This is a genomic window from Cupriavidus sp. R6-3, assembly GCF_059772245.1.
Genome location: NZ_JCBAJO010000065.1, coordinates 1 through 21,341, shown reverse-complemented (window position 1 = coordinate 21,341; position 21,341 = coordinate 1). Strand labels below are relative to the sequence as shown.

Sequence of the window (21,341 nt, the reverse complement as noted above, 5' to 3'; positions counted from 1 at the left end):
CGCGATGCCGGCCGCCACCCCCGCGGCAGCCGCTCCGACCCTAGGCGAAGTCGTGGTCACCGCCAACCCGCTCGGCAGCGACCTGAATTCGCTGGTGCCGGCCGTCTCCACGCTGCAGGGCGACAACCTGGCCGTGCGCCAGAACAGCACGCTCGGTGAAACGCTGAACAGCCTGCCCGGCGTGTCGTCGACCTACTTCGGTCCGAACTCGAGCCGGCCGGTGATCCGCGGCCTCGACGGCGACCGCATCAAGGTGCTGCAGAACGGCGGCAGCAGCATCGACGCCGCCACGCTGTCCTACGACCACGCGGTGCCGCTGGACCCGCTGGTGGCCGAGCGCATCGAAGTCGTGCGCGGCCCCGCGGCGCTGATGTACGGCGGCAATGCGATCGGCGGCGTGGTCAACGTGATCGACAACCGCATCCCGAAGGCGCCGATCGAAGGCGTCACCGGCGCCACCGATCTGAGCGCCACCATCGACGGCGACGCGGCGCGCAATGCCAGCGGGCTGGTCGAGGCCGGCAACGGCAAGTTCGCGATCCACGCCGACGCGTTCGCCCGCAAGACCAGCGACCTGCGCATTCCCGGCTTCGCCCGCAGCGAGCGGCTGCGCAACAGCCAGCCGCTGGAGGAAGGCGAGACCGAGGTCCGCGGCCGGCTGCCCAACACCAACGCCGAGCAGCACGGCGGCGCGCTGGGCGGCTCCTACACCTGGGCCGACGGCTTCGTCGGCGCGAGCTACAGCGCCTATCGCAACGACTATGGCACGCCCGCCGAAGACGAGGTGCGGCTGAACATGAAGCAGGACCGCTTCGCGCTGGAAGGCGAGGCGCGCAACCTGTCCGGCACCACCGGCGGCTGGCTCGAATCGGTCAAGGGCAAGTTCGGCTATACCGACTACGAGCACAAGGAAATCGAGGGCGGCGAGACCGGCACGGTGTTCAAGAACAAGGGCTGGGATGCCCGCATCGAAGCGCAGCACGGCAACATCGGCCGCATGCGCGGCGTGATCGGCGCGCAGTTCGGCGCGACCCGCTTCTCCGCGCTGGGCGAGGAAGCCTTCGTGCCCAGCAGCGACACCGACAATGCCGCGCTGTTCGTATTCGAGGAAATGCCGCTGGATGCGGCCGGCAACCTGAAGCTGAACCTGGGCGGCCGCATCGACCATACCAGCGTCAAGGCCACCGCCGGCGGCAACGAACGCTTTGCCGACGCCAACCGCAGCTTCAACGCGGGCAGCGCCTCGGCCGGCCTGCTGTACAAGCTGGGCCCGGCCTGGTCGCTGACCTCCAACGTCGCCTACACCGAGCGCGCGCCGACCTTCTACGAGCTCTACGCCAACGGCCCGCACGTCGCCACCGGCGCCTGGGAGCAGGGCGATCCGAACGCCAACAAGGAACGCGCGACCTCGGTCGACCTGGGCCTGCGCTTCAAGCAGGGTGACCACAGCGCCGGCGTGTCCGGCTTCTACAGCCGCTTCTCCAACTATCTGGCGCTGTCCGCGACGGGCAACGCACGCAACGAGGAAGGCGAGCTGGTGGCGCCCGGCAGCGCGGACGCCCTGCCCGAGCTGCGCTACCTCGGCATCCCCGCGACGCTGTACGGCTTCGAGGCCGAAGGCAAGACCCGGCTGGCGCGCAAGCTGCTGACCGGCAGCGATACGCTGGACTTCGAGGCGCGTGCGGACTACGTGCGCGGCGAGAACCGCGAGACCGGCGAACCGCTGCCGCGGCTGGCGCCGCTGCGCCTGGGCGGCGCGCTGGTCTACGGCGCCGGGCCGTTCGGCGCGCGCATCGACCTGACCTGGGCCGCGAAGCAGACCCGCGTGCCGGTCAACGACACGCCCACCGACGCCTACACGATGCTGGGCGTCGCGCTGACCTACAAGATCAGGAGCGGCCGCACGCAAACCCTGCTCTATCTGCGCGGCGACAACCTGACCAACGAGGAGGCGCGCAATGCCACTTCGATCCTGCGCGACATCGCGCCGATGGCAGGCCGCAGCGTGCGGGTGGGCATGCGCACGACGTTCTAGCGGTGCGCGCCGGTGGCCGGGCACCGTTTCCCGGCTATCGGGGCGACGTTCCATCGCGGTGCAACAGGCACTCGACCGGGGCGCGCGGGGGCCGGCCGTGGCCTGGCCTGCCTGCTGCGGGTGCAGCGCCGCGCCGCGGGTCTATCCGTCTTGACACTGCAAGAGCGCGGTCCGGACAATGCCGCACACCTCAACCGACGGGAGTGCCCGATGCCATTCGTTCGTCGTACCCTGCGCGCCGCGGTGCTGGCCACAAGCCTGGCCTTCGGCGCCGCCGCCCTGCCCGCGCACGCGGCCAGCCTGACCATCGGCCTGTCCGGCGATATCACCTCGCTGGATCCGCACTATCACAACGTCACGCCCAACGCGAACGTCGCCGAGCACATGTTCGAGACGCTGATCGCCAAGGACGAGAAGATGCGCTTCAAGCCGGCGCTGGCGCTGAGCTGGCGCGCGGTCGACGAGACCACCTGGGAGGTCAAGCTGCGGCCCGGCGTGAAGTTCCACGACGGCAGCGAATTCACCGCGCAGGACGTCGTGTTCTCGCTGGCGCGGCCGGCCACCGTGAAGAACAGCCCCTCGCCGTACACGATCTACACCAAGGGCTTCAAGGACGTGGTGGCGGTCGACAAGCTGACCGTGCGCATCACCACCCACGGTCCCTATCCGCTGGTGCCCAACGATCTGTCGACCATCTACATGGTGTCGAAGCAGGCGGCGGGCAACGCCTCCAGCGACGACTTCAACAGCGGCAAGGCGATGGTCGGCACCGGGCCGTACAAGTTCGTCAGCTTCCGCAAGGGCGACCGCATCGAGCTGACGCGCAACGACGCCTACTGGGGCAACAAGCCGCAATGGGACACGGTGTCGCTGCGCATCCTGACCAACGACGCGCCGCGCGTGGCAGCGCTGCTGGCCGGCGACGTGCAGGTGATCGAGAACGTGCCGACCTCGGATATCCGCAAGCTGTCGGCCGATCCGGGCGTGTCCGTGTTCAAGGTGCCGACCTTCCGCATGATGTACCTGCACATGGACAGCGACCGCGAGGTGTCGCCCTTTGTCGCCGACAAGGCCGGCAAGCCGCTGCCCCGCAATCCGCTGAAGGACGCGCGCGTGCGCCAGGCGATCTCGAAGGCGATCTCGCGCCAGGCGATCGTCGACCGCGTGATGGAAGGCGCGGCCGAGCCGACCGGCCAGCTCGTCAACAGCTCGCTGTTCGGCCACGTGCCGGGCCTGAAGCCCGATGCCGCCGATCCGGCGGCGGCCAAGCGGCTGCTGGCCGAGGCCGGCTATCCCGACGGCTTCCAGCTGACGCTGCATACGCCGAACAACCGCTATGTCAATGACGAGCAGGTGGCACAGGCGATCGCTTCGATGCTGACCCGCATCGGCATCCAGACGCGCGTCGAGGCGATGCCGTCGGCGAGCTTCTTCACGCGCGCCAACAAGCTCGATTTCTCGTTCATGCTGGCCGGCTGGGGCGCCGACACCGGCGAGGCCGGCTCGTCGCTGAAGTCGCTGCTGGCGACCTACGATCCCGCCAAGGGCTGGGGCGCATCGAACCGGGGCCGCTACAGCAACCCGGCGCTGGACGCCAAGCTCAGCACCGCGCTGACGACGATCGACGACCGCGGGCGCGAGAAGCTGCTGCAGGAGGCCACCGAGATCGGCATCAAGGACTACGGCGTGATCCCGCTGTACTACCAGATCAATGTGTGGGCGGCGAAGAAGGGCCTGACCGTGATCCCGCGCCAGGACGAACGCACCTACGCGTTCAGCATTACTCGCTGACGGCCCGGGGCGACGCCGGCGCCGGGGTCCGGCTCGGCGCCGGGGTCGGAACGGAAGGCATCACCGACTCCGGCACCAGCGAGTAGATCGCCGCGCGGCAGGGCACGCCCCGCAGCACCAGCCGGTTGCGCGCGACGCATTCGAGCAGCGCGCCGGTCTTCTCGGCGACGCGGCGGCTCGCCAGATTCTGCTCGGCGGCGACGATCTCGATGCGGGTCAGATGCAGGCGATGAAAACCGAAGCAGGCCATCATCCAGGCGGCGCGGGTGGCAAGCCCCTCGCCCTGCCGGCTCTTGCGCACCCAATAGCCCAGGTTGGCCATGCGGTTCTCGGTCGAGATCTGGTTCAGCGCGACGCCGCCGAACAGCACGCGGCCGTCCTCCGAATAGATGCCGATGTCGTAGGAGAGGCCGGCCGCGAGATTGTCCGCGCAGGTATCGATCCACAACTGCGCGTCGCGCACGCTGTAGCGCAGGTGGGCCCAAGGCATCCATGGCGCGAGGCTGGCCATCGACTCCTGCACCGCGGCGGCCAACTGCTCGGCGTCGGCCTGTCGAAACGGGCGCAGCGAAAACCCGTCGCCACGCAGGATCGGCACGGTCCCCATCGCGTTCAATCCGAATTGCAAACCGTATCGCCGTCGACCGTCGCCGCGCCCGCCTTGACCAGGCCCGTCACGACCTGCTGCAGCACCTCGGGCAGCGGCGCGCCGTCCAGATAGCGCAGCCGCACGCGCTCGAGCAACGGTGCCTGCGCCATCCACTGCAGCAGCGCGTCGCGCGTCATTTGACGCTGCTCCAGCAGCTTGAACTTGACCAGCACCTTCAGCGCGTGCGCGGCGTTGCGGCGCGGGTCGGCACGCAGATAGTCGAGGCGGCCATTGGCGCGCTCCAGTGCCGCGCCGACATCGGAGAACGGACTGCCATGCCCGGGGATCACCAGCCGCACATCGAGCTCGGCGATCCGCCGCAGCACGGCTTCCTGTTCGGCGAAACCGCTGTCGCCGTCGAGCTCGGGAAAGATCACGCCGAAGCCATGCTGCCACAGCGCATCGCCGGAGATCAGGATGCGCTCGGCCGGCGCGAACAGCATCACCGCGTGCGGGTCGTGCCCGGGCGCTGCGATGACCTGCCAGTCGATGCCGCCCATCCGCATCGACTGGCCATCCTCCAACAGCGCATCGAAGGCGAAGCGATCGCACTGCTGGCCGGTGGCGCGGTAGGTCAGCGCATCGACGTCCCACTGCGCCACGGCACGCGCCTCGGCCGCGGGAATCCACGTGCGCGGCTGCCAACGCCGCTGCAGCAGCGCATTGCCGCCGCAGTGGTCCGAATGCAGATGGGTATTGATCAGCCGCTTCAGGGGCTTGCCGTCCAGCGCGGCCTCGACCAGGGCCAGGGTCTGCTCGGCGTGGCTGACATAGCCGCTGTCGACCAGCACGGTATCGTCCCCGTCGATCAGCAGCACGTTGTTGGCCGACAGCCAGCCGCGTTCGAACACGCGGATGCCGGCGGGCAGCCTCTGGCCTGCTGCGCCTGGCTCGCTTGCCGTGGATTGCGTCATGGCCGCCCTGCTTGCATCGTGTCGGACGCGTCGGACATATCGGACGGGCGGGACGTATCCGACGTGCCGGACATGTCGGACGCGGTGGCCGCGTCCGCTGCCGCGGCGCGTTGCGGCAGCGCCTGCCAGATGGCGCGCTTGTCGTCTTCGCTGCGGTTGGCCCAGCCCGCGATCTCGTCGATGGTACGGAAGCAGCCCTCGCAATAGCCGTGCTGGCCCATGCGGCAGACATCGCGGCACGGCGAGGCGACCGGCTTCGCATATTGGGCGGCAAGCGCGCGGCGGCGCAGGTCGGCGATCAATTTGGGGTCGGCTGACATGGGGACGAATGGCCTGGCTGATCGACGCAGTGTAGCGCCATTGGGCGGACGGCACAGCCTTACGGATTGGGCGCCCCGCGCTTCCCCGGATCAGCGGAATCAGCGGAATCAGCGGAATCAGCGGAATCAGCGGATCAGCCGGAACAGCGGATAAGCGGATCAGCCGGATCAGCGGATTAGCCGGATCAGCGGATCAGCCGAAGACTCCGAATCGGCGCCTGACCAGTACCGGACGTTGCTCGGGGGGCGCGGCGTCGACCATTGCAAGGTATTGGCGGCGCGCGTCCCTCCACGCCTGCCGGCTGCGCGCGTCGGCAGGCGAACGGGCGAACCAGTGCGACACCTGGTCGAGCAGGCCGGTTCGGGCCCGCTCACGGGCAGGCAGCGCCGCGACCGCCTGCCATAGTGCCTGGCGGCAGCTGTCGAAACCGCGCCAATCGACTGGCCGCGCGCCTTTGGGCCCCGACTCCATGTCGATCAGACTCGGCAGCAAGTCGCCGCGTTGCTGCGGCGACAACGCCGGCAGCAGCGCGATCGCATGCCGCACTGTGGTCAGATGAAAGTGCCGCTCGTACGATGGAGCGAACAGCGCGCGCGGCACGCACAGGTTGGCGATCATGCTCAGCGTGCTGGCAAAAGGCAACTTCTCGACTTGCCTCCATACGGCATCGACGAAGGCGGGGATCGCGTCCGCCGTCCACGCCGGCCGGGCGGACTTCGCCAGGCCGTCGTGCAATTGCAGCATGGTGTCGCCGATGCCGACCAGCGCCGAGACCGCCCTGGTGTCCAGGCCGGCCGCCGTACCCTCCAGTTGCGCCAATGCCTGGGTCAGGCCGACGACCCGCGGTTGCCAGACTTCGTCCAGACGGACGCCGTATTGATGGCACTGCGACGCCACGGCACCGAGCAGCGACGCCTGCAGCGCCGCATTCGGCAACGGCGGTTCCATCGCGGCCAGCCCCACGTCGATCCACAGCTCGGGCACCACGCGATTGCGCGACAGCGCGACGATCCACTCCGCCTGCTCGAGCTTCGGCAGGCACATCAGCGCACTGTCCAGCGCATCGCTGTATCGGCCGTAGTCCCGCGCCGTGCGGGCGCGGTACCACAACGTCAGAGGTCTCAACAGGCGATGGTGGACCGCCAGGTCCACCACCCGCTCGAACAGCTCCATCGTATGCGGTCCGGTGTACAGGTATGCCGGCAGGTTGGCCAGCATCGCCGCCTGCTGCTGCGGCGGCAACCGCTCGAGCCGGGGCAGCAGCATCGGCTCCCACTGCTGGGCATCGGCCAGGTACACCAGGCATCTCGCGATCTGGCCCACATCCACCTCCGTGTCGCCGTCTTGCGTTTTCGGCGGCGCCAGGGCGGCCCACATCGCGTTCCAGGCGGCGAGCCGCGCGGGCCGGGCCAGCAGCGCGAACAGCAGTGCGTCGATCGCGCGGCGGTCATGGGCTGGCAGGTTGGCCGCGTTCTCCAGCCATCCGCCTACCGCAAGGCGGGCCCTATCCTTGGCGCCCTGGTTCGGCAGCGCGGACAACGCCTGCAACAGCGCCTTGAGCAGAAGAGCGGCCGCCTGAGTCGGCCACGTGATCGCCGTTGCCACCAGGTGCTCCCATACCGCCACGCCAGTGCGGAACGACGTTTCGCCGCCTCGCTCCTCGGCCGGCCAGTCGTGTGTCAGCATGGCGGGCGACGAGATGCGAAGCAGGGCCGCGAGCGCATGCGCGCCGGCGGCCGGGTCGAGTTCGGCCAAGGGCAGGGCTTGCTGGGCCATCGGCACTGCCTTCGATGGTGGCAAACGGGACGGCTGCGCAACAAGGGCAACCAGCGCGACGAGCTCGTCGATGACACGGCGCCGCTCGGCCGCCGGTACCACCCGCGCGGCCAGCACCCAGCACGAGTCCGGCACCAGCAGCGCGCGCACGCGGTCGGCGATCGACAGCATCGGGCTCCTGCACAGCCGCAGGGCCGCGCCGACCCGATCGGCCAGTGGCAGACGCTCGAGCGCGCCGCAAAGCTGGTACGCCAGACGCTGTACCTCGCGTCTGTCGTCACGGTCGACACATGGCAACTGCGCCAGCCGGGAAGCCAGCACGCGCAGCGCTACCGCACCGCCGTCGCCGTCGGGAAACGCCTGCTCGATCCCGCCCAGCACGGTCTGCAGGGCGGCGCGACGCTGGCTGGCCGGCAGCACCGAAATGCGGCCGGCCGCCCGCTTCAATGCCTTGTCGCGCGTCGATCGATCCGGCGGAGCGGCGAACGGTGCGTCCGCCGTTTTCGGCGACAGATGGGCGAGCGCGCGGCGCAGCGCCGCCAGCGTCGTCCATGATTCCGCGTGCAGCAAGGGCACGCAGTGCGCCATCGGTTCTGCGAAGCGAGAGCAGACCTGCCGCAGGGCATGGCAGTCCTGCAAGCCGAGTCTCGCGCTGATCGCGTGCAGCAAGGGCAGCGGCAGCGCCTCGAACCGTGACAGCGTGCTGGCGTCGCGCCGATCGCGCATCGCGGCACGCTCGCGTCGGCATCGCGCTTCCTGTTGCATCGCGCGCGCGGACAACGCGAACATCCAGGACTCCATCTCGCGACAGTCACTCTTGGTCAGCGACCACCGCGTCCCGCCCTCCAGCCGGAACAGCGACCGTATGACATCGAGCAATCGGTCAAGCAAGCCGCCGGGCAAGCGGCGCGGCCGGCCCGATGCATCGAGCCGGATCGCCACAAAGGTGTCATCGTCCAGACGCTCGATGCGGACCGGCTCACCGCCGCGGAAACGGAAGACGCCGACGGTCTGTGCGCCGCCCGACGGCGGACGTCCCAGGCGGGACAGCGCGGCAATGCTGTCCGCATGGGCCGGCTCGTAGAGATACTTGGAGGATGCGGCATGGGGAAGCTCGTCAGTGCGCAAGGGGCACGCCATCAACCGGGTGCCGACGCGGCGATGGGACTCGGGTCGGCATCGGGATTCGGTGCATCGACGCCCGCGGGCGCCGCCTCTGGCGACAATGCCGCCTTGGCCAGGCCGCGCCACTGGGCGACGCAGGGCTGGTCCACGGCCGCGAGGCGATCGCACAGCGCCGCATAGTCCACCAGGCAATCGAGCCACATCGATCGCAGGCTGTCGTCCTTGGGAGCACGCGTGATCCAGGGTCCCGCGGCGGCCAGCATGCGCAAACGATGGCCCGCCGGCACGGCGCTGCGCAACATGTTCCACTGCGCCAGGCGGGTGGCATCGAAACCGGTGCTGACCGCTTCGATATGCGCGCTGGCCAGCTCGACCAGCAGCTCCCCACGCTGCGCGATCGGCACCTGGGCAGCGCTGCGCGAGGCCAGTTTTATCATATGAGCGAGGCTCGATCGGGACAGATAGTCGTAGAACATGGCGGCAGTGTTGCGCCGTGACCCCGCATTGCGATCGAGCAGGGCCTGGACGATCGCCATCCGCGTCGAGGCCCGCATCCGTTCGATCCAGTACCAGATTCGCCGCACGATCGCATCTGCCGCCGATACATCGTCCCCGCGTTTGCCCAGGCTTGCCGCCATGGCCGTGGTGTTGCCGAGCACGGCCATCGCGGTGGCGAATTCGTCCTGCCCCTGCACCGGCGCGCTGGCCTCCAGCTCGTCGGTCAACGTTCCGACGTGGCCGAGCCGCTCGCGCAGTGCGCCGCCGGCGCGAAGCTCCTGCTCGTAATGCCTGGCCATCAGCGTGGCCAGGCGGATGCGCGCGGGGGCCTCTTTCGCGCTTGTGCGGGGCTTCTCCAGCCGGCTCATCGCCAGCGTGGCGGCATTGGGCGAGCGGGCCTCGTCGCCCTGCATCACGTCATGCAGCGCGTCGAACAGCCTGGCCGGCTCCATTCGGCGGAGCAACGACTCGACCTGGCGCCGCTGCGCCCATGACAGCGAGCCGGCCAAGTACCACCACAACGCGGCTCCCGGGCTGTCGTGCTGCTTTGCCAGCCGCATGGATTCCTCCACCACGGCGGCCAGGCAACCGGGTTCGTCGCGCATGGCCTCCAACGGCAGCATCGTCAACAGCCGGGCCCGCAGCGCGGGCGCGAGGGGAGCGCCATGGCGATCGTCCAGGGGCGCTGGCCAGCCGGCCAGCGATGGCACGCACCACAGCATGTTGATCAGCTTGCCGGCAAGGCGAATGGCGTGCGCCTCATCGTCATGCCGGCCATTGCGCCAGTCGGACCATCTGGCGTGCCAATAGACGGCACGGTCCTCCAGCGGCAGACGGTGGATCAGCCCCGCGCCGAGGTCGACCCGCTGCGATGCCGACAGCGAAGCCGTCTCGATCCACGTGCGGAAGGCCGCGGTGCAGGCCACCGCCGCCGCCTCCGGCAATTCACGCAGGCTGCCACGCAGGCCGTGCACCACCGGTTCGAACATCGTCGCCGGCAGCGCACAGGCTTGCTGGAAGAGCGAGCGCCACCGCGCCTCGTCCTGCGCGGCATCGCCACTGGCGACCCATGCGGTGCCTATCGTTTCCAGCAGGATCGCCTTCGAGGCGGGGCAATCCGCGGCGTCGTCCTGCGCATCGACCAGCATGGCGTGCAGCACACCCGGGCTGGCGAGAGTGTGGCCTCGCTCGAACAGGGCACACAGCAGGTTCCGTCCCGCGCGCGCCCGATCCGACGCCGGCAGCCGCTCCACCACGGCAAACCAGTTTCCGCCAGTGCGGGTGAGCGCCGTAAACGCCAATCGCACATCCCGCGGCCTCGGACTGCCCAGCACCGCGCACAGCGCGGCGTATTGCAGCTCGTCCGGCAAGGCGAGGATCATGCCGAGGAGACGGTCGGCGATGGCATGACGGTCGGCATGGCAAACCGGATTGAGGGCCGTGGCGATCGCGGCAAGCACGCCGGCGCGCGCACCGGGATGGTCCAGACGCTCCGCGGCATCGAGCAACGCCGCGCAGGCGGCCGGCTGCTGCCCATTCAGCAGGACACGCACGCGCGCGGCAAGCGCGGCGAGAACGGAGGCCCGGTCGGCCATCGGCACCGGCCAGCAGGGGTCGTGTCGCCGATGCCAGCCGGCCATATCGTCGATGACGGCGAGCATGGCAGACAACGACGCGGCATTCGATGCCCCTTGCATGGCCCGCGCGACCAGCGTCTGGCTGACGATGGCGCGCTTCGCGTCGCTGCTGACCATGGCGAGCGCCAGCACGTCTTCCGGCTGCAGGAATCGGCATACCTGACGCCACAGGGCCGATGGAACGTGCGTTGGGACGTGCATTGTCACGGGCGGGCAGTGGGCACTGGGGGCCGGTTCGGCTCGCCCACCCGCCGCGGTACGATCCGTCGCGGCGGACCCCTGTGGCTGCCGGGACCACCACCCCCGCTCGATCCGTTGCCGCTGCTTGACGAGGCTGCGGGCGTCGCGCGCACCGATGGCCCAGCTACGGCCGCCCGCGAGGCCAAACAGACTGCGAAGCCAATCGATCAGCCGCTGCCAGGGCGATCGGGGCTCGGCGGCGTGCACGCGTTCGGCACGCACCGGCTTCCCTTTGAGCCAGACGATATTGACGGGGTATGCGCGGCGAAAGACGGGCTGCAGGCGTTCGACGTCTTCGAGGCGCGGCGGCGGCGGGCCGTGGTAGATGTAGTGGAACGATTCGGGCATGGCGTTCCGGCGAGGCCGGTGAGCATGACGTGGGGAGGCGAGCCTGACCCGGTATTGTTCCCACGTGGTGCCTCGCCGCTTGTCAAAAGCGCGGCAAACGCAAGCCTTTCAAGCAACGTAACGCCATGGCGCGCCGTGTCGCCGATGCCCCCGATGGCCCCCGAATATCCCTGAATACCCCGATGGCCTCACGATGGCCCCGACGGCCCGTTCAGGACCTCGGCGCCGGCGCCGAATCCTTACGCGCCGCCCGCGCGTTCCCGCTTGGCGGCGACCTTGTCGTTGAAGCGCGCCGCGTCGATCAGATGGCGCTCGTGCACGCCTTCGGAGATCTTGTCCTCGCCATCCCAGGCGGACAGCTCGAATCGCAGCTTGCGGCCCTCGATCGCCGTCAGCACGCCCTTGACCGTGACCGTCATGCCGGCCGGCGTCGGCGCCAGATGCGTGAAGCTGACCAGCGTGCCGAGCGATTGCTCGCGCGGCCAGTCCAGGTACTCGCGCAGCATCTGCAGGCAGGCGCATTCCATGATGCCGACCATGTAGCCGGTGGCCAGCACATCGGGCATCTCGGGACAACCCGGCACGTCGTCGTAGAGATTGGGCACGGTCGCCTTGCGTGGCACCGTATAGCGCCAGGTGAAGGCCAGGCCGGGCTTCAGATCGGGGCTCATGCCGCGCCCTCCTGGGCCACGTCGGCCACTTCCGCGCCGGTGATCGCCTGCAGCTGCTGCGGGGTCAGGTTGAACACCGCGTGCGGATGGCCGGCGGCCGCCCACAGGCTGTCATGGCGGAACAGGTCGCGATCGAGCAGCATCACCGGCGCGACCGCATGGCCGATCGGGCAGACGCCGCCGATGGCATAGCCGGTCTTCTCGCGAACGAAACGGGCATCGGCCTTGCCCAGCGCGCCGACGCGCGCGGCGACCTTGGCCTCGTCGACGCGATTGCTGCCGCTGGCGATCACCACCACCGGCGCATCGTCGTCGAGCCGCCGAAAGACGATCGACTTGGCGATGTCGGCGACGGAGCAGCCCAGGCCGGCGGCGGCCTCGGCCGAGGTCTTGCCGGTCGACGGCAGCATCACGATCGGCTTGTCATGGCCCAGTTCGGCGAGCAGGCGCGCCACGCGCTGGGCGGATTCGGGCAACGCGGCCTCGGTGGCGGTGCCTGCGGACAACGACAAGGGTTGGGCGAGGTTCTGCATCGGGCTTCGGTCTCCGCGCGTTCCTGTTTTTGGTTGGATAGGTCGGACAGGCTCAGGCTCAAGCTCAGGCTCAGGCTCAGGCTCAGGCCCAGGCCCGGGCTCAGACTCAAGCTCAGACTCAAGCTCAGGCCCAGGCCCAGGCCCAGGCCCAAGCCCAGGCCCAGGCCCAGGCCCAGGCTCAGAATCAAACGCAGGCCGCGGCGTTCCCCTCGGCCTTGTCGGCGGCCCATTTGGTCAACAGCGCGCGGCCCACCCGCGAGTTGTTGGCGCGGCCGATCGCCTGCGAGATGAAGTCGCCGGCGCGCACCACCTGCTCCAGGTCGATGCCGGTGCGCACGCCCATGCCGTGCAGCATGTACAGCACGTCCTCGGTCGCCACATTGCCGGTTGCGCCCTTGGCATAGGGGCAACCGCCCAGGCCAGCCACCGAGGCGTGGAAGATCTGGATGCCGACGTCGAGGCTGGCGAGGATGTTCGACAGCGCCTGGCCATAGGTATCGTGGAAATGGCCGGACAGGCGGTCCAGCGCGAACTCGCCGGCGGCGGCGCGCATCACCTCCTGCACGCGGGCCGGCGTGCCGACGCCGATGGTATCGGCGATGTCGATCTCGTCGCAGCCCAGGTCGCGCATCCGGCGTACCACGTCGACCACCGCCGCGACCGGCACCTCGCCCTGATAGGGACAGCCCAGCGAGCACGAAATGCTGCCGCGCAAGCGGATGCCCTTCTCCCTGGCCGCGGCCGCCACCGGCTCGAAACGCGCGATCGACTCGGCGATCGAGCAGTTGATGTTCTTCTGCGAGAAGGCCTCGCTGGCCGCGCCGAAGATCACCACTTCATCGGCGCCGGCCGCCACCGCGCCCTCGAAGCCTTTCATGTTCGGCGTCAGCACCGAATACAGCGTGCCGGGCCGGCGCTGGATGCGCGCCATCACGTCGGCGCCGTCGGCCATTTGCGGCACCCACTTGGGCGACACGAAGGAGGCCGCCTCGATATTGACGAAGCCCGCCTCGGTCAGCCGGTCGATCAGCGCGACCTTGGTGTCGGCCGGCACCATCGCCTTCTCGTTCTGCAGGCCGTCGCGCGGCCCGACCTCGACGATCTTCACGTAGTTGGGTTGGTTCATCGCTGCTCCTCGTCTGGTGGTGGCCGCCGCTCGCGGCGGCGGTCCGGTTTTTCGTGGCGCGGGTCAGTAGCCGCGCTGCAGATCGACCACGCCGGCGATGGGCCGGCCGTCCCGCAGCGCGCGGATCTTGTCGGCGATCTGCGCGATGCTGTCCTCGCGCAGCGTCAGCGCCGAGATATGCGGCGTGATGGTGATGCGCGGCTCGCCCCAGAACGGATGTTCGGGCGGCAGCGGCTCGGTGCGGAACACGTCCAGCGTCGCGCCGGCGATCTGGCCCTGCTGCACCGCTGCCAGCAGATCCTCTTCGACCAGGTGCGGGCCGCGCGCGACGTTGATCAGATAGGCGCCCTTGGCCAGCCGGTTCAGCAGCGCCGCGTCGATGATGTTCTCGGTTTCCGGCGTCAGCGGCAGCACGTTGACCAGCACGCGCAGCCCGTCGAGGAAGGTGGCCTGCCCTGCCTCGCCGGCATGGCACTGCACGCCCTCGACGGTCTTCGGCGAGCGGCTCCAGCCGCGCACCGGAAAGCCGAACGCAGCCAGCGTGCGGGCGATATGCGCGCCCAGCGTGCCGACGCCCATCACGCCGATGGTGAAGTCGGCGCGGCGATTCGGCTTGAGGAATTTCCAGGTGCCCGCCTGCTGCTGCGCCGCATAGTCGTCGAGCCGGCGGAAATAGCGCAGCACCGCGTGGGTCACGTACTCGGCCATCTGCGCGCCCATGCCGGCATCGTCGAGCCGCACGATCGGCACGCCGGCCGGCAGCGCGTCCGGGTCGGTGTCGCGCAGCCGCAGGATGCCGTCCACGCCGGCGCCCAGGTTGAACACGGCCTTCAGGTCGCGGCGTCCCTTCAGCATCTCGAGCGGCGGGCGCCAGACCACCGCATAGTCGACCGGCTGTCCCTGGCTCTCTTCCCAGGTGACGCACTGCGCCTCGGGCAGGGCCTGTGCAAACCCCTCGATCCACGGCGCATAGCGGCCATCGGGCACGTACAACTGCAGCTTCATCGCTTCTCCACGTCTTTGGTCTTGTCCCGGCGTATTGTCTCAGACTCCGTCATTCTCCAGCCGGCGCCGGCAGAGCCGGGACGGGATCGCCTACCATTCCGGTTCCATCCAGTGCTCGATACGCTGGCGCGCCATGTGGTGTTCGACTGACAGGCCTCGCACCCGGGCGAGGAAGGCCGACTTCGCCTTTTCCCATGCCCGGGCCTCGGCGCGGTCCGCTGGCCGGCCGGCGAACCATAGCGCGAGGCGTTCCGCGGCCACCGCAAACTCCCTGTCCGGCAACGCGACGGTCTTGAGGTGGATCTGCATGCGCGCACTGCCAAAGTGGGCGCCGAGGTTGGACTGGCCATCGAGCATGTATTCGGCCTTCGCCAGCCCCACCAGCAGATTGGCGCGGCCCGGCATGTCGTCCGATATTGCCTGCGCGGCACGAAGCAGCGTCCTGCCGGCCCAGAATTGCGGCGTGCGGCGTATCTCGTTCGGCTGCAACGGCTCCTTCAGCATGATCAGCGCATCCAGCATGGCGCGACGGTCGGCGGGCGGCAGCGCATCCGCAAGCGCCCAGGTCGCCTCGAACAACGCGTCGATGCGACCGGCGCGTGCAATGTCGGGCTGCTCGTTCGCCACCAGAATGATGCTGTTGATCAGCTGCGCCAACCGCGGCAGAGCGGCGCCGCCGCGATCATGGCGGCACGTGGCCTGTACCAGCGGCAGCAACGCCTCTGCCAGCGCCAGCGCAGGCTCCACCTGCTGGCTGACGATCTGCGTATCGGCCCATGCGGCCACCGCCATCGCCACCCGCTCGCCGGCGTCTCCCGTCGCACCGTCGCCATCCCGGACGATACGCTCCACGAGCCGGGCCAGGTCCGGTTGCAGCGCAAGCAGATCCGACAGGCTCCACTGCGGCGCCGCATCCCGATGACCACGGTACTCGAGCCATTGCACCAGCGCCTCGCAATGGCGCGGCCATTCGAGATGCTTCCGGATGGCCGCGGCGGTCTCGGCCTTCGGCCGCCACTGGCATCGCAGCAGCGGGAAAACGGGCCCACCGCTCTCCATCAGCTTCATCGCGGCCTGGTGAAGCTCGGGCTTCAATGCCTTGACGTCGAGCTGGCCGAAGAAGAACCGCCTCATCTCGACGAACTGGACCAGGGCGAGCAGCATATCGGCGCGTTGATTCGGCGAGGCCTTGCGATCGTCCATGCAGAAGTTCACCACGCGCTGCCAGCCCTCCTGCGCCGGCACCCACGCGAGCTCACGCGCGGCCTGGGGGCCCAGGTGGCCAAGTTGCCCGGTTTCGATACGGTCCCACACCGCCGACCAGCGTTTGGCCAACCCTTCCGTCGATTTCATGTGCGCCAGCCGGGCAAGGAGCCTGACCTGCTGTTCGCAGGTCAGCTTCACGCTGGCTTGCCAGGCATCGAGCAACGCCACCGCCTTCGCCCATTCGACACTGTCGGCCTCGAGACGCTCGAGGCTTCTGGAGAGGGCATACGCGAGTTCGACGGCTTCCGTGGCGGGCAATGCCGGCAACTGCTGACGCAGCGCATGCCAGCGATCCAGCGCGGCCGCGAGCAGCTCGCGATCGTCGTTCCCGCCAGGCCTTGCGATCTTCTTCAGGCATGTGGCCAGCGCAAACAGTTGCCGCCCCGCCAGAGCGGGCCGGGCAAGCAGGTCGCCCCTGGCATCGGCAAGCAGCTCGTCCCAGCGGCTGACGGCCGGCTCGGCGGTGCCGGGCTGGTGCAGAAAGGCCTCGGTGATGGCGACGAGCCGCTCCCGCTGTTCCTGGGGCGTCTGCGAGCGGATCAGCGCGGCGTAGGCTGCCTTGTCGGGCAAGAGCACGGCGGCCGCCTTTTCGCGCTGCTCCTTGGGCAGCGACATCAGCAGCGCGGCGCGTACGCGCAGGCCGGTGCGGCCCTCCAGGCCCGCGGCCTGCCGGCACAGATAGTCCAATGCCGCGCCGTGCCGCCCCCCTTCCAGCATCGGGATGCGCTCGGCAAGCGCGACGACGAGCGCCTCCTTCTGTCCTGGCATCAGCCTGTCCGCTCGGGTGGGATCGGCCTGCTGCCCGGTGTCCAGACCGTAGTCCGCCGCAACCTTCTGCAGGCCCTCCAGCGTGCGCAGGCCGCGCGCGCGGGCCAGGGCACCCTGCAGAGCGAGCTCGCCGTGCATCGCGTACTGCATGCGCTTCGAGGTCAGTCCGATCGCGGCACGATCGCGGCTATTGAGGCAACCGAGCACGACTGTCCAGGCCGCCTCGGCGCAAGCAAGCGCCGGCAGGTCCGTTGGTGGCCGCGGCGATTGCGTCGATTGCGTCGATTGCGTCGATTGCGGCGGCGCGGACGTCGTGAAGGATCGCAGATGCCGTTGCCTGTCCTGCGCCCAGCGCTGTCCGATCACGTCGTTGCTGTCGCGCTTGTTCAGATACCACGACGCGCCGCCCTCGGCCTTGAACAGGGTCTTCAACCAGTACAGCAGCGCATGAAGGGGACCGGGTGACGTGGCATGCTTGACGAGCCGCTCGGCTCGCATGCCGCGGTCGTCCATCCTGATGGAGACGGCATAGCCGTCGAAGCGGAACACGCCGAAATCGTGTTCGGGGGATCGGGTGGCGGAGGTGGCGGCCGCGGTGGGGGCGGCCGCGTTGCATGGCGGCGGTGCGCAGGCGTCGAGGGTGTATCGGGGCATGGGAAACTCAGGATGTGCGATTGAGGATTTCCTCGTGCCGCGAAGCCATGCGGTCCGGTGCCGACCTGCCGATGGCGCCCGCCCCGGGGAACCCGGGAGAGCGCCGATGCCGTGGGCTCGATGTCAGGCGGGGCACCCGGGCACCGGCCTCGCGAAGACAAGGCATCGGGCCATTGTCAACGCGACGCCGCAGCCGGCTTGCGGGAAGGCATGCGAATCTTGCATTTCGCAACGCAAGTACCGCTCGCCCTGCCCGCGAAGCTTCAACCCGCCTTGGCCTCGAAGCCGAGCAACTGCTCGCCCTCCCCGACCTGGTCGCCCACGCCATACAGCACTTCGCCGACGACGCCGTCGGCCGGCGCGCTGATGGTGTGCTCCATCTTCATCGCCTCCATCACCAGCAGCGGCGTGCCGCGCGTGACGGTGGCGCCCGCCTCGACCATCACGGCGATCACCTTGCCCGGCATCGGCGCGGTCAGCTTGCCGCCCTCGCCTTCGGCATCGCCCGCGTGCGCCAGCGGGTCCTTCCATTCCAGCGCGACGTGGCGTCCGCCGGCGAACACATGGAAGACATCGCCGTCGCGATGCACCTGACCGTGCGCGCGGCGCGTGCCGAGATCGACCTGGACGTCGTCGGCGACGCAATGCGTGCGGAACGGCGCGGCCTGGTCGGCATAGAACAGCGTGCTGCCCTGCGCATCGGCCTGCAGCGTGACTTCCAGCGTGTCCGCGCCATGCGCGAAGCGCAGCACCCGCTGCGCGCCCGCGTTCAGCCGCCACGGGCCGGCATGGGTCCATGGCGAATGTGGATCCGCGGCATCGATGCGGCGCTCGCGCGCCTCGGCATCGAGCAGCGCGGCCACCGCCAGCGCGATCAGCTCCATGCCGACCGGCGCCGGCGGCGCGAACAGCGTGGCCTCATGGCGCGCGATCAGGCCGGTGTCGAGGTCCGCCCTGGCGAACGGCTCCGAGGCCACCAGCCGCTGCAGGAAGGCGATATTGGTCGACAGGCCGACCACGTGATAGGCGGCGAGCGCCTGCCGCATGCGCGCCAGCGCCTCGTCGCGATCCTTGCCCCAGACGATCAGCTTGGCAATCATCGGGTCGTAATACGGGCTGATCGCATCCCCCTCGCGCACGCCCGAATCGATCCGCACGCCGGCGGGGCCGTGCACGTCTTCGCCCCGCATGAACTGCACCGCGGGCGGCGTGCGCAGGTAGCGCAGCGTGCCGGTCGACGGCAGGAACTGCTTGTCGGGATTCTCGGCGTAGACGCGCGCCTCGAGCGCATGGCCGTCGATGCGCAGCTGCTCCTGCGACAGCGGCAGCGGCTCGCCGGCGGCCACGCGCAGTTGCCATTCGACCAGGTCCTGGCCGGTGATCATCTCGGTCACCGGGTGCTCGACCTGCAGCCGGGTGTTCATCTCCATGAAGTAGAACGAGCCGTCCTGATTGGCGATGAATTCGACCGTTCCGGCACCGACGTAGCCCACCGCCTTGGCCGCCGCGACCGCCGCCTCGCCCATCGCGCGGCGGCGCTCCGCGGTCATGCCGGGCGCCGGCGCTTCCTCCAGCACCTTCTGATGGCGCCGCTGCACCGAGCAGTCGCGCTCGAACAGGTAGACGCAGTTGCCCTGCGTGTCGGCGAACACCTGGATCTCGATATGGCGCGGCCGCGTCAGGTATTTTTCGACCAGCACCTTGTCGTCGCCGAAGCTGGCGCTGGCCTCGCGCTTGACCGAGGCCAGCGCGGCGTCGAAGCCGGCGGCGTCCTCGACCACCCGCATGCCCTTGCCGCCGCCGCCCGCGCTCGCCTTGAGCAGCACCGGATAGCCGATGCGGTCCGCCTCGCGGCGCAGCAGCGCCGGGTCCTGGTCCTCGCCGTGATAGCCCGGCACCAGCGGCACCGCGGCGCGTTCCATCAACTGCTTGGCCGCGCTCTTGCTGCCCATCGCGCGGATCGCCGATGCCGGCGGCCCAATGAACACCAGCCCGGCCGCGGCGCAGGCCTCGGCGAAACCCTCGTTCTCCGACAGGAAGCCGTAGCCGGGGTGGATCGCCTGCGCGCCGGTCGCGCGCGCCATCTCGATGATGTGGTCGCCGCGCAGATAGCTGTCGCGCGCCGCGGCGCCGCCGATATGCACGGCCTCGTCGCAGTAGGCGACATGGCGCGCCTGCGCGTCCGCGTCGGAATAGACCGCGACGGTGCGGATGCCCAGGCGCCGGCAGGTAGCGGCGACACGGCAGGCGATTTCGCCGCGGTTGGCGATCAGGATCTTGGTGAACATGGCTCCTCCTTGTTGATGGGGAACGGCGACCGGCTGGCTGCTGGTGTCCGCGCCGCGCGCAACGCCCCGTCGTCCCCGCGCATGCGGGAACCCGGCGGCTTGCGCAAGTCGCCGGGGCCCCGCTTTCGCGGGAATGCGGGGTGGACCGCAGGCACGGACACCTTCGTCATCCGGCGTGTCCTTCCGCGCGGATGCCGAGCCGGCCCAGCAGCGCGCGATCGCGCTCGGCCTGCGGGTTGCCGGTGGTCAGCAGCTTGTCGCCGTAGAAAATCGAATTGGCGCCGGCCAGGAAGCACAGCGCCTGCAACGCTTCGTCCATGGCCTCGCGGCCGGCGGACAGGCGCACCATCGCGCGCGGCATCGTGATGCGCGCGACCGCGATGGTGCGGACGAACTCGAACGGGTCCAGCGGCGCGGTGCCGGCCAGCGGCGTGCCCTCGACCTGGACCAGATTGTTGATGGGCACCGACTCCGGATACGGGTCCATATTGGCCAGCTGCGCGATCAGGCCGGCGCGCGCCTCGCGCGTCTCGCCCATGCCGACGATGCCGCCGCAGCAGACGTTGATGCCGGCGTCGCGCACATGGCCGATGGTGTCCAGCCGGTCCTGGTAGGTCCGCGTGCTGATGATCTCACCATAGAACTCCGGCGAGGTATCCAGATTGTGGTTGTAGTAATCGAGGCCGGCGTCCTTCAGGCGCTGCGCCTGCTCGGCGCGCAGCATGCCGAGCGTGACGCAGGTCTCCAGCCCCATGGCCTTGACCTCGCGCACCATGTCGATCACGGGTTCGAGATGGCGGTCCTTCGGGCTGCGCCAGGCGGCGCCCATGCAGAAGCGCGTGGCGCCGTTGGCCTTGGCGGTGCGCGCGGCCTCGAGCACGTCTTCGAGCGCCATCAGCTTGCCGGCCTTGACGCCGGCATCGTGGTGCGCGCTCTGCGGGCAATAGCCGCAATCCTCCTCGCAGCCCCCGGTCTTGATCGACAGCAGCGTCGACAGCTGCACGGTATTGGCGTCGAAGTGCTCGCGATGGACCTGCTGCGCGCGGAACAGCAGGTCGTTGAACGGCAGCGCGAACAGCGCGGCGACCGCGTCGACGGTCCAGCGGGCGTTGTTGCCGTTGGCATCGTCGGTGCCGGCCTGAGTGGCTTGAGTGGCTTGAGCGGCCTGCTGGCGCGCGCTCTGGCGCAGCGAATCGGCGGAAATGGTGGCGATGGTAGTCATGTCGGGTCGAATTCTGTGGTCAGGCGGCGCGCTCGATGGGCGCGTCGCCGGGATGTCGGGTGGGGTCGAGCAGCGCGGCCAGGTCGAGGCAGCGCGCGGCCTGGTCGGCAGGCAGTTGCCAGGGCAGCGTGCCGAGGCAAGGCGTGCCGATCGCGTCGAAGGCACCGCGCAGCGTGGCGATGTTCTCGTCGGCCAGCAGCATGTCGGGGTCGATCCGGTTGGCGATCCAGCCGGCCAGGCGCAGCCCGCGCGCGCGTACCGCCTCGGCGGTCAGCAGCGCATGGCTCAGGCACCCCAGCCGGATGCCGACCACCAGGATCACCGGCAGGCCGAGCCGGACCGCGAGATCGGCGGTGTCCCAGCCGTTCGGGCCGCCGGCCAGCGGCACGCGAAAGCCGCCGACGCCTTCGACCACCACCGCGTCGGCCTGCGCGCGCAGCGCCGCAAACGCCGACAGGATCGGCTCGGCTTCAA

General features: G+C 69.5%; 15 protein-coding genes. 2 read left to right on the top strand and 13 right to left on the bottom strand.

The genetic code is table 11. The features are described from left to right. A partial coding sequence (locus AC6EI8_RS12705) for a TonB-dependent receptor (RefSeq protein ID WP_498382073.1) occupies positions 1-2,035 on the top strand: 2,035 nt, incomplete at its 5' end. Positions 2,036-2,245: 210 nt separating this feature from the next. After that, the gene (locus tag AC6EI8_RS12700) at positions 2,246-3,826 is read left to right on the top strand and encodes an ABC transporter substrate-binding protein (RefSeq protein WP_265633092.1); all 1,581 of its coding nucleotides are present in this window, start codon (positions 2,246-2,248) and stop codon (positions 3,824-3,826) included. Here the strand turns inward: AC6EI8_RS12700 and AC6EI8_RS12695 are convergent. From AC6EI8_RS12695 to bioD, 13 genes are all read right to left on the bottom strand, one after another. Further along, a complete protein-coding gene (locus AC6EI8_RS12695; RefSeq protein WP_262484864.1) occupies positions 3,816-4,454 on the bottom strand; it encodes a GNAT family N-acetyltransferase in 639 nt (212 codons plus the stop codon). The two genes, AC6EI8_RS12700 and AC6EI8_RS12695, sit on opposite strands and share 11 nt — an antisense overlap. After that, positions 4,439-5,389, bottom strand: coding sequence for an MBL fold metallo-hydrolase (locus tag AC6EI8_RS12690; protein WP_498382072.1), 951 nt, complete (start codon positions 5,387-5,389; stop codon positions 4,439-4,441). Before AC6EI8_RS12690 ends, AC6EI8_RS12695 begins: the two co-directional genes overlap by 16 nt. Beyond that, positions 5,386-5,691, bottom strand: a complete 306-nt coding sequence (locus AC6EI8_RS12685; RefSeq protein WP_317845735.1) for a DUF1289 domain-containing protein — start codon at positions 5,689-5,691, stop codon at positions 5,386-5,388. The genes AC6EI8_RS12690 and AC6EI8_RS12685 overlap by 4 nt, the downstream gene beginning before the upstream one ends. 211 nt (positions 5,692-5,902) lie before the next feature. After that, positions 5,903-8,614 (bottom strand): hypothetical protein, encoded by a 2,712-nt coding sequence (locus tag AC6EI8_RS12680; protein WP_498382071.1) that lies wholly within the window; start codon positions 8,612-8,614, stop codon positions 5,903-5,905. An 11-nt stretch (positions 8,615-8,625) separates the two neighbouring features. Continuing rightward, positions 8,626-11,334: a hypothetical protein gene (locus AC6EI8_RS12675; protein ID WP_498382070.1), complete on the bottom strand. Its 2,709-nt coding sequence runs from the start codon at positions 11,332-11,334 to the stop codon at positions 8,626-8,628. A 239-nt stretch (positions 11,335-11,573) separates the two neighbouring features. After that, complete coding sequence (locus AC6EI8_RS12670; protein WP_226107996.1) at positions 11,574-12,005, bottom strand: thioesterase family protein; 432 nt, start codon at positions 12,003-12,005, stop codon at positions 11,574-11,576. Next, positions 12,002-12,538: a YbaK/EbsC family protein gene (locus tag AC6EI8_RS12665; protein WP_498382069.1), complete on the bottom strand. Its 537-nt coding sequence runs from the start codon at positions 12,536-12,538 to the stop codon at positions 12,002-12,004. Before AC6EI8_RS12665 ends, AC6EI8_RS12670 begins: the two co-directional genes overlap by 4 nt. Positions 12,539-12,722: 184 nt before the next feature. Next, positions 12,723-13,664: a hydroxymethylglutaryl-CoA lyase gene (locus AC6EI8_RS12660; protein WP_150082732.1), complete on the bottom strand. Its 942-nt coding sequence runs from the start codon at positions 13,662-13,664 to the stop codon at positions 12,723-12,725. A 63-nt stretch (positions 13,665-13,727) separates the two neighbouring features. Next, positions 13,728-14,669 (bottom strand): 2-hydroxyacid dehydrogenase, encoded by a 942-nt coding sequence (locus AC6EI8_RS12655; RefSeq protein ID WP_150082731.1) that lies wholly within the window; start codon positions 14,667-14,669, stop codon positions 13,728-13,730. Between the two features lie 90 nt (positions 14,670-14,759). Continuing rightward, entirely contained in the window at positions 14,760-17,357 is a 2,598-nt protein-coding gene (locus AC6EI8_RS12650; RefSeq protein ID WP_498382068.1) for a hypothetical protein, read from the bottom strand. Positions 17,358-17,620: 263 nt separating this feature from the next. Beyond that, positions 17,621-19,645: an acetyl/propionyl/methylcrotonyl-CoA carboxylase subunit alpha gene (locus AC6EI8_RS12645; RefSeq protein ID WP_226107989.1), complete on the bottom strand. Its 2,025-nt coding sequence runs from the start codon at positions 19,643-19,645 to the stop codon at positions 17,621-17,623. A 166-nt stretch (positions 19,646-19,811) separates the two neighbouring features. Beyond that, complete coding sequence (gene bioB / locus AC6EI8_RS12640; protein WP_498382067.1) at positions 19,812-20,867, bottom strand: biotin synthase BioB; 1,056 nt, start codon at positions 20,865-20,867, stop codon at positions 19,812-19,814. A gap of 19 nt (positions 20,868-20,886) precedes the next feature. Next, positions 20,887-21,341, bottom strand: a 455-nt coding sequence (gene bioD, locus AC6EI8_RS12635) for an ATP-dependent dethiobiotin synthetase BioD (RefSeq protein ID WP_498382066.1), incomplete at its 5' end; no start/stop codon positions are given.

Excerpts from the sequence above, each read along its gene's own strand:
- AC6EI8_RS12700 (WP_265633092.1), top strand. The coding sequence starts at position 2,246 with ATGCCATTCGTTCGTCGTACCCTGCGCGCCGCGGTGCTGGCCACAAGC.
- AC6EI8_RS12690 (WP_498382072.1), bottom strand. The coding sequence starts at position 5,389 with ATGACGCAATCCACGGCAAGCGAGCCAGGCGCAGCAGGCCAGAGGCTG.
- AC6EI8_RS12675 (WP_498382070.1), bottom strand. The coding sequence starts at position 11,334 with ATGCCCGAATCGTTCCACTACATCTACCACGGCCCGCCGCCGCCGCGC.
- AC6EI8_RS12670 (WP_226107996.1), bottom strand. The coding sequence starts at position 12,005 with ATGAGCCCCGATCTGAAGCCCGGCCTGGCCTTCACCTGGCGCTATACG.
- AC6EI8_RS12665 (WP_498382069.1), bottom strand. The coding sequence starts at position 12,538 with ATGCAGAACCTCGCCCAACCCTTGTCGTTGTCCGCAGGCACCGCCACC.
- AC6EI8_RS12660 (WP_150082732.1), bottom strand. The coding sequence starts at position 13,664 with ATGAACCAACCCAACTACGTGAAGATCGTCGAGGTCGGGCCGCGCGAC.
- AC6EI8_RS12655 (WP_150082731.1), bottom strand. The coding sequence starts at position 14,669 with ATGAAGCTGCAGTTGTACGTGCCCGATGGCCGCTATGCGCCGTGGATC.
- AC6EI8_RS12650 (WP_498382068.1), bottom strand. The coding sequence starts at position 17,357 with ATGCCCCGATACACCCTCGACGCCTGCGCACCGCCGCCATGCAACGCG.
- AC6EI8_RS12645 (WP_226107989.1), bottom strand. The coding sequence starts at position 19,645 with ATGTTCACCAAGATCCTGATCGCCAACCGCGGCGAAATCGCCTGCCGT.
- bioB (WP_498382067.1), bottom strand. The coding sequence starts at position 20,867 with ATGACTACCATCGCCACCATTTCCGCCGATTCGCTGCGCCAGAGCGCG.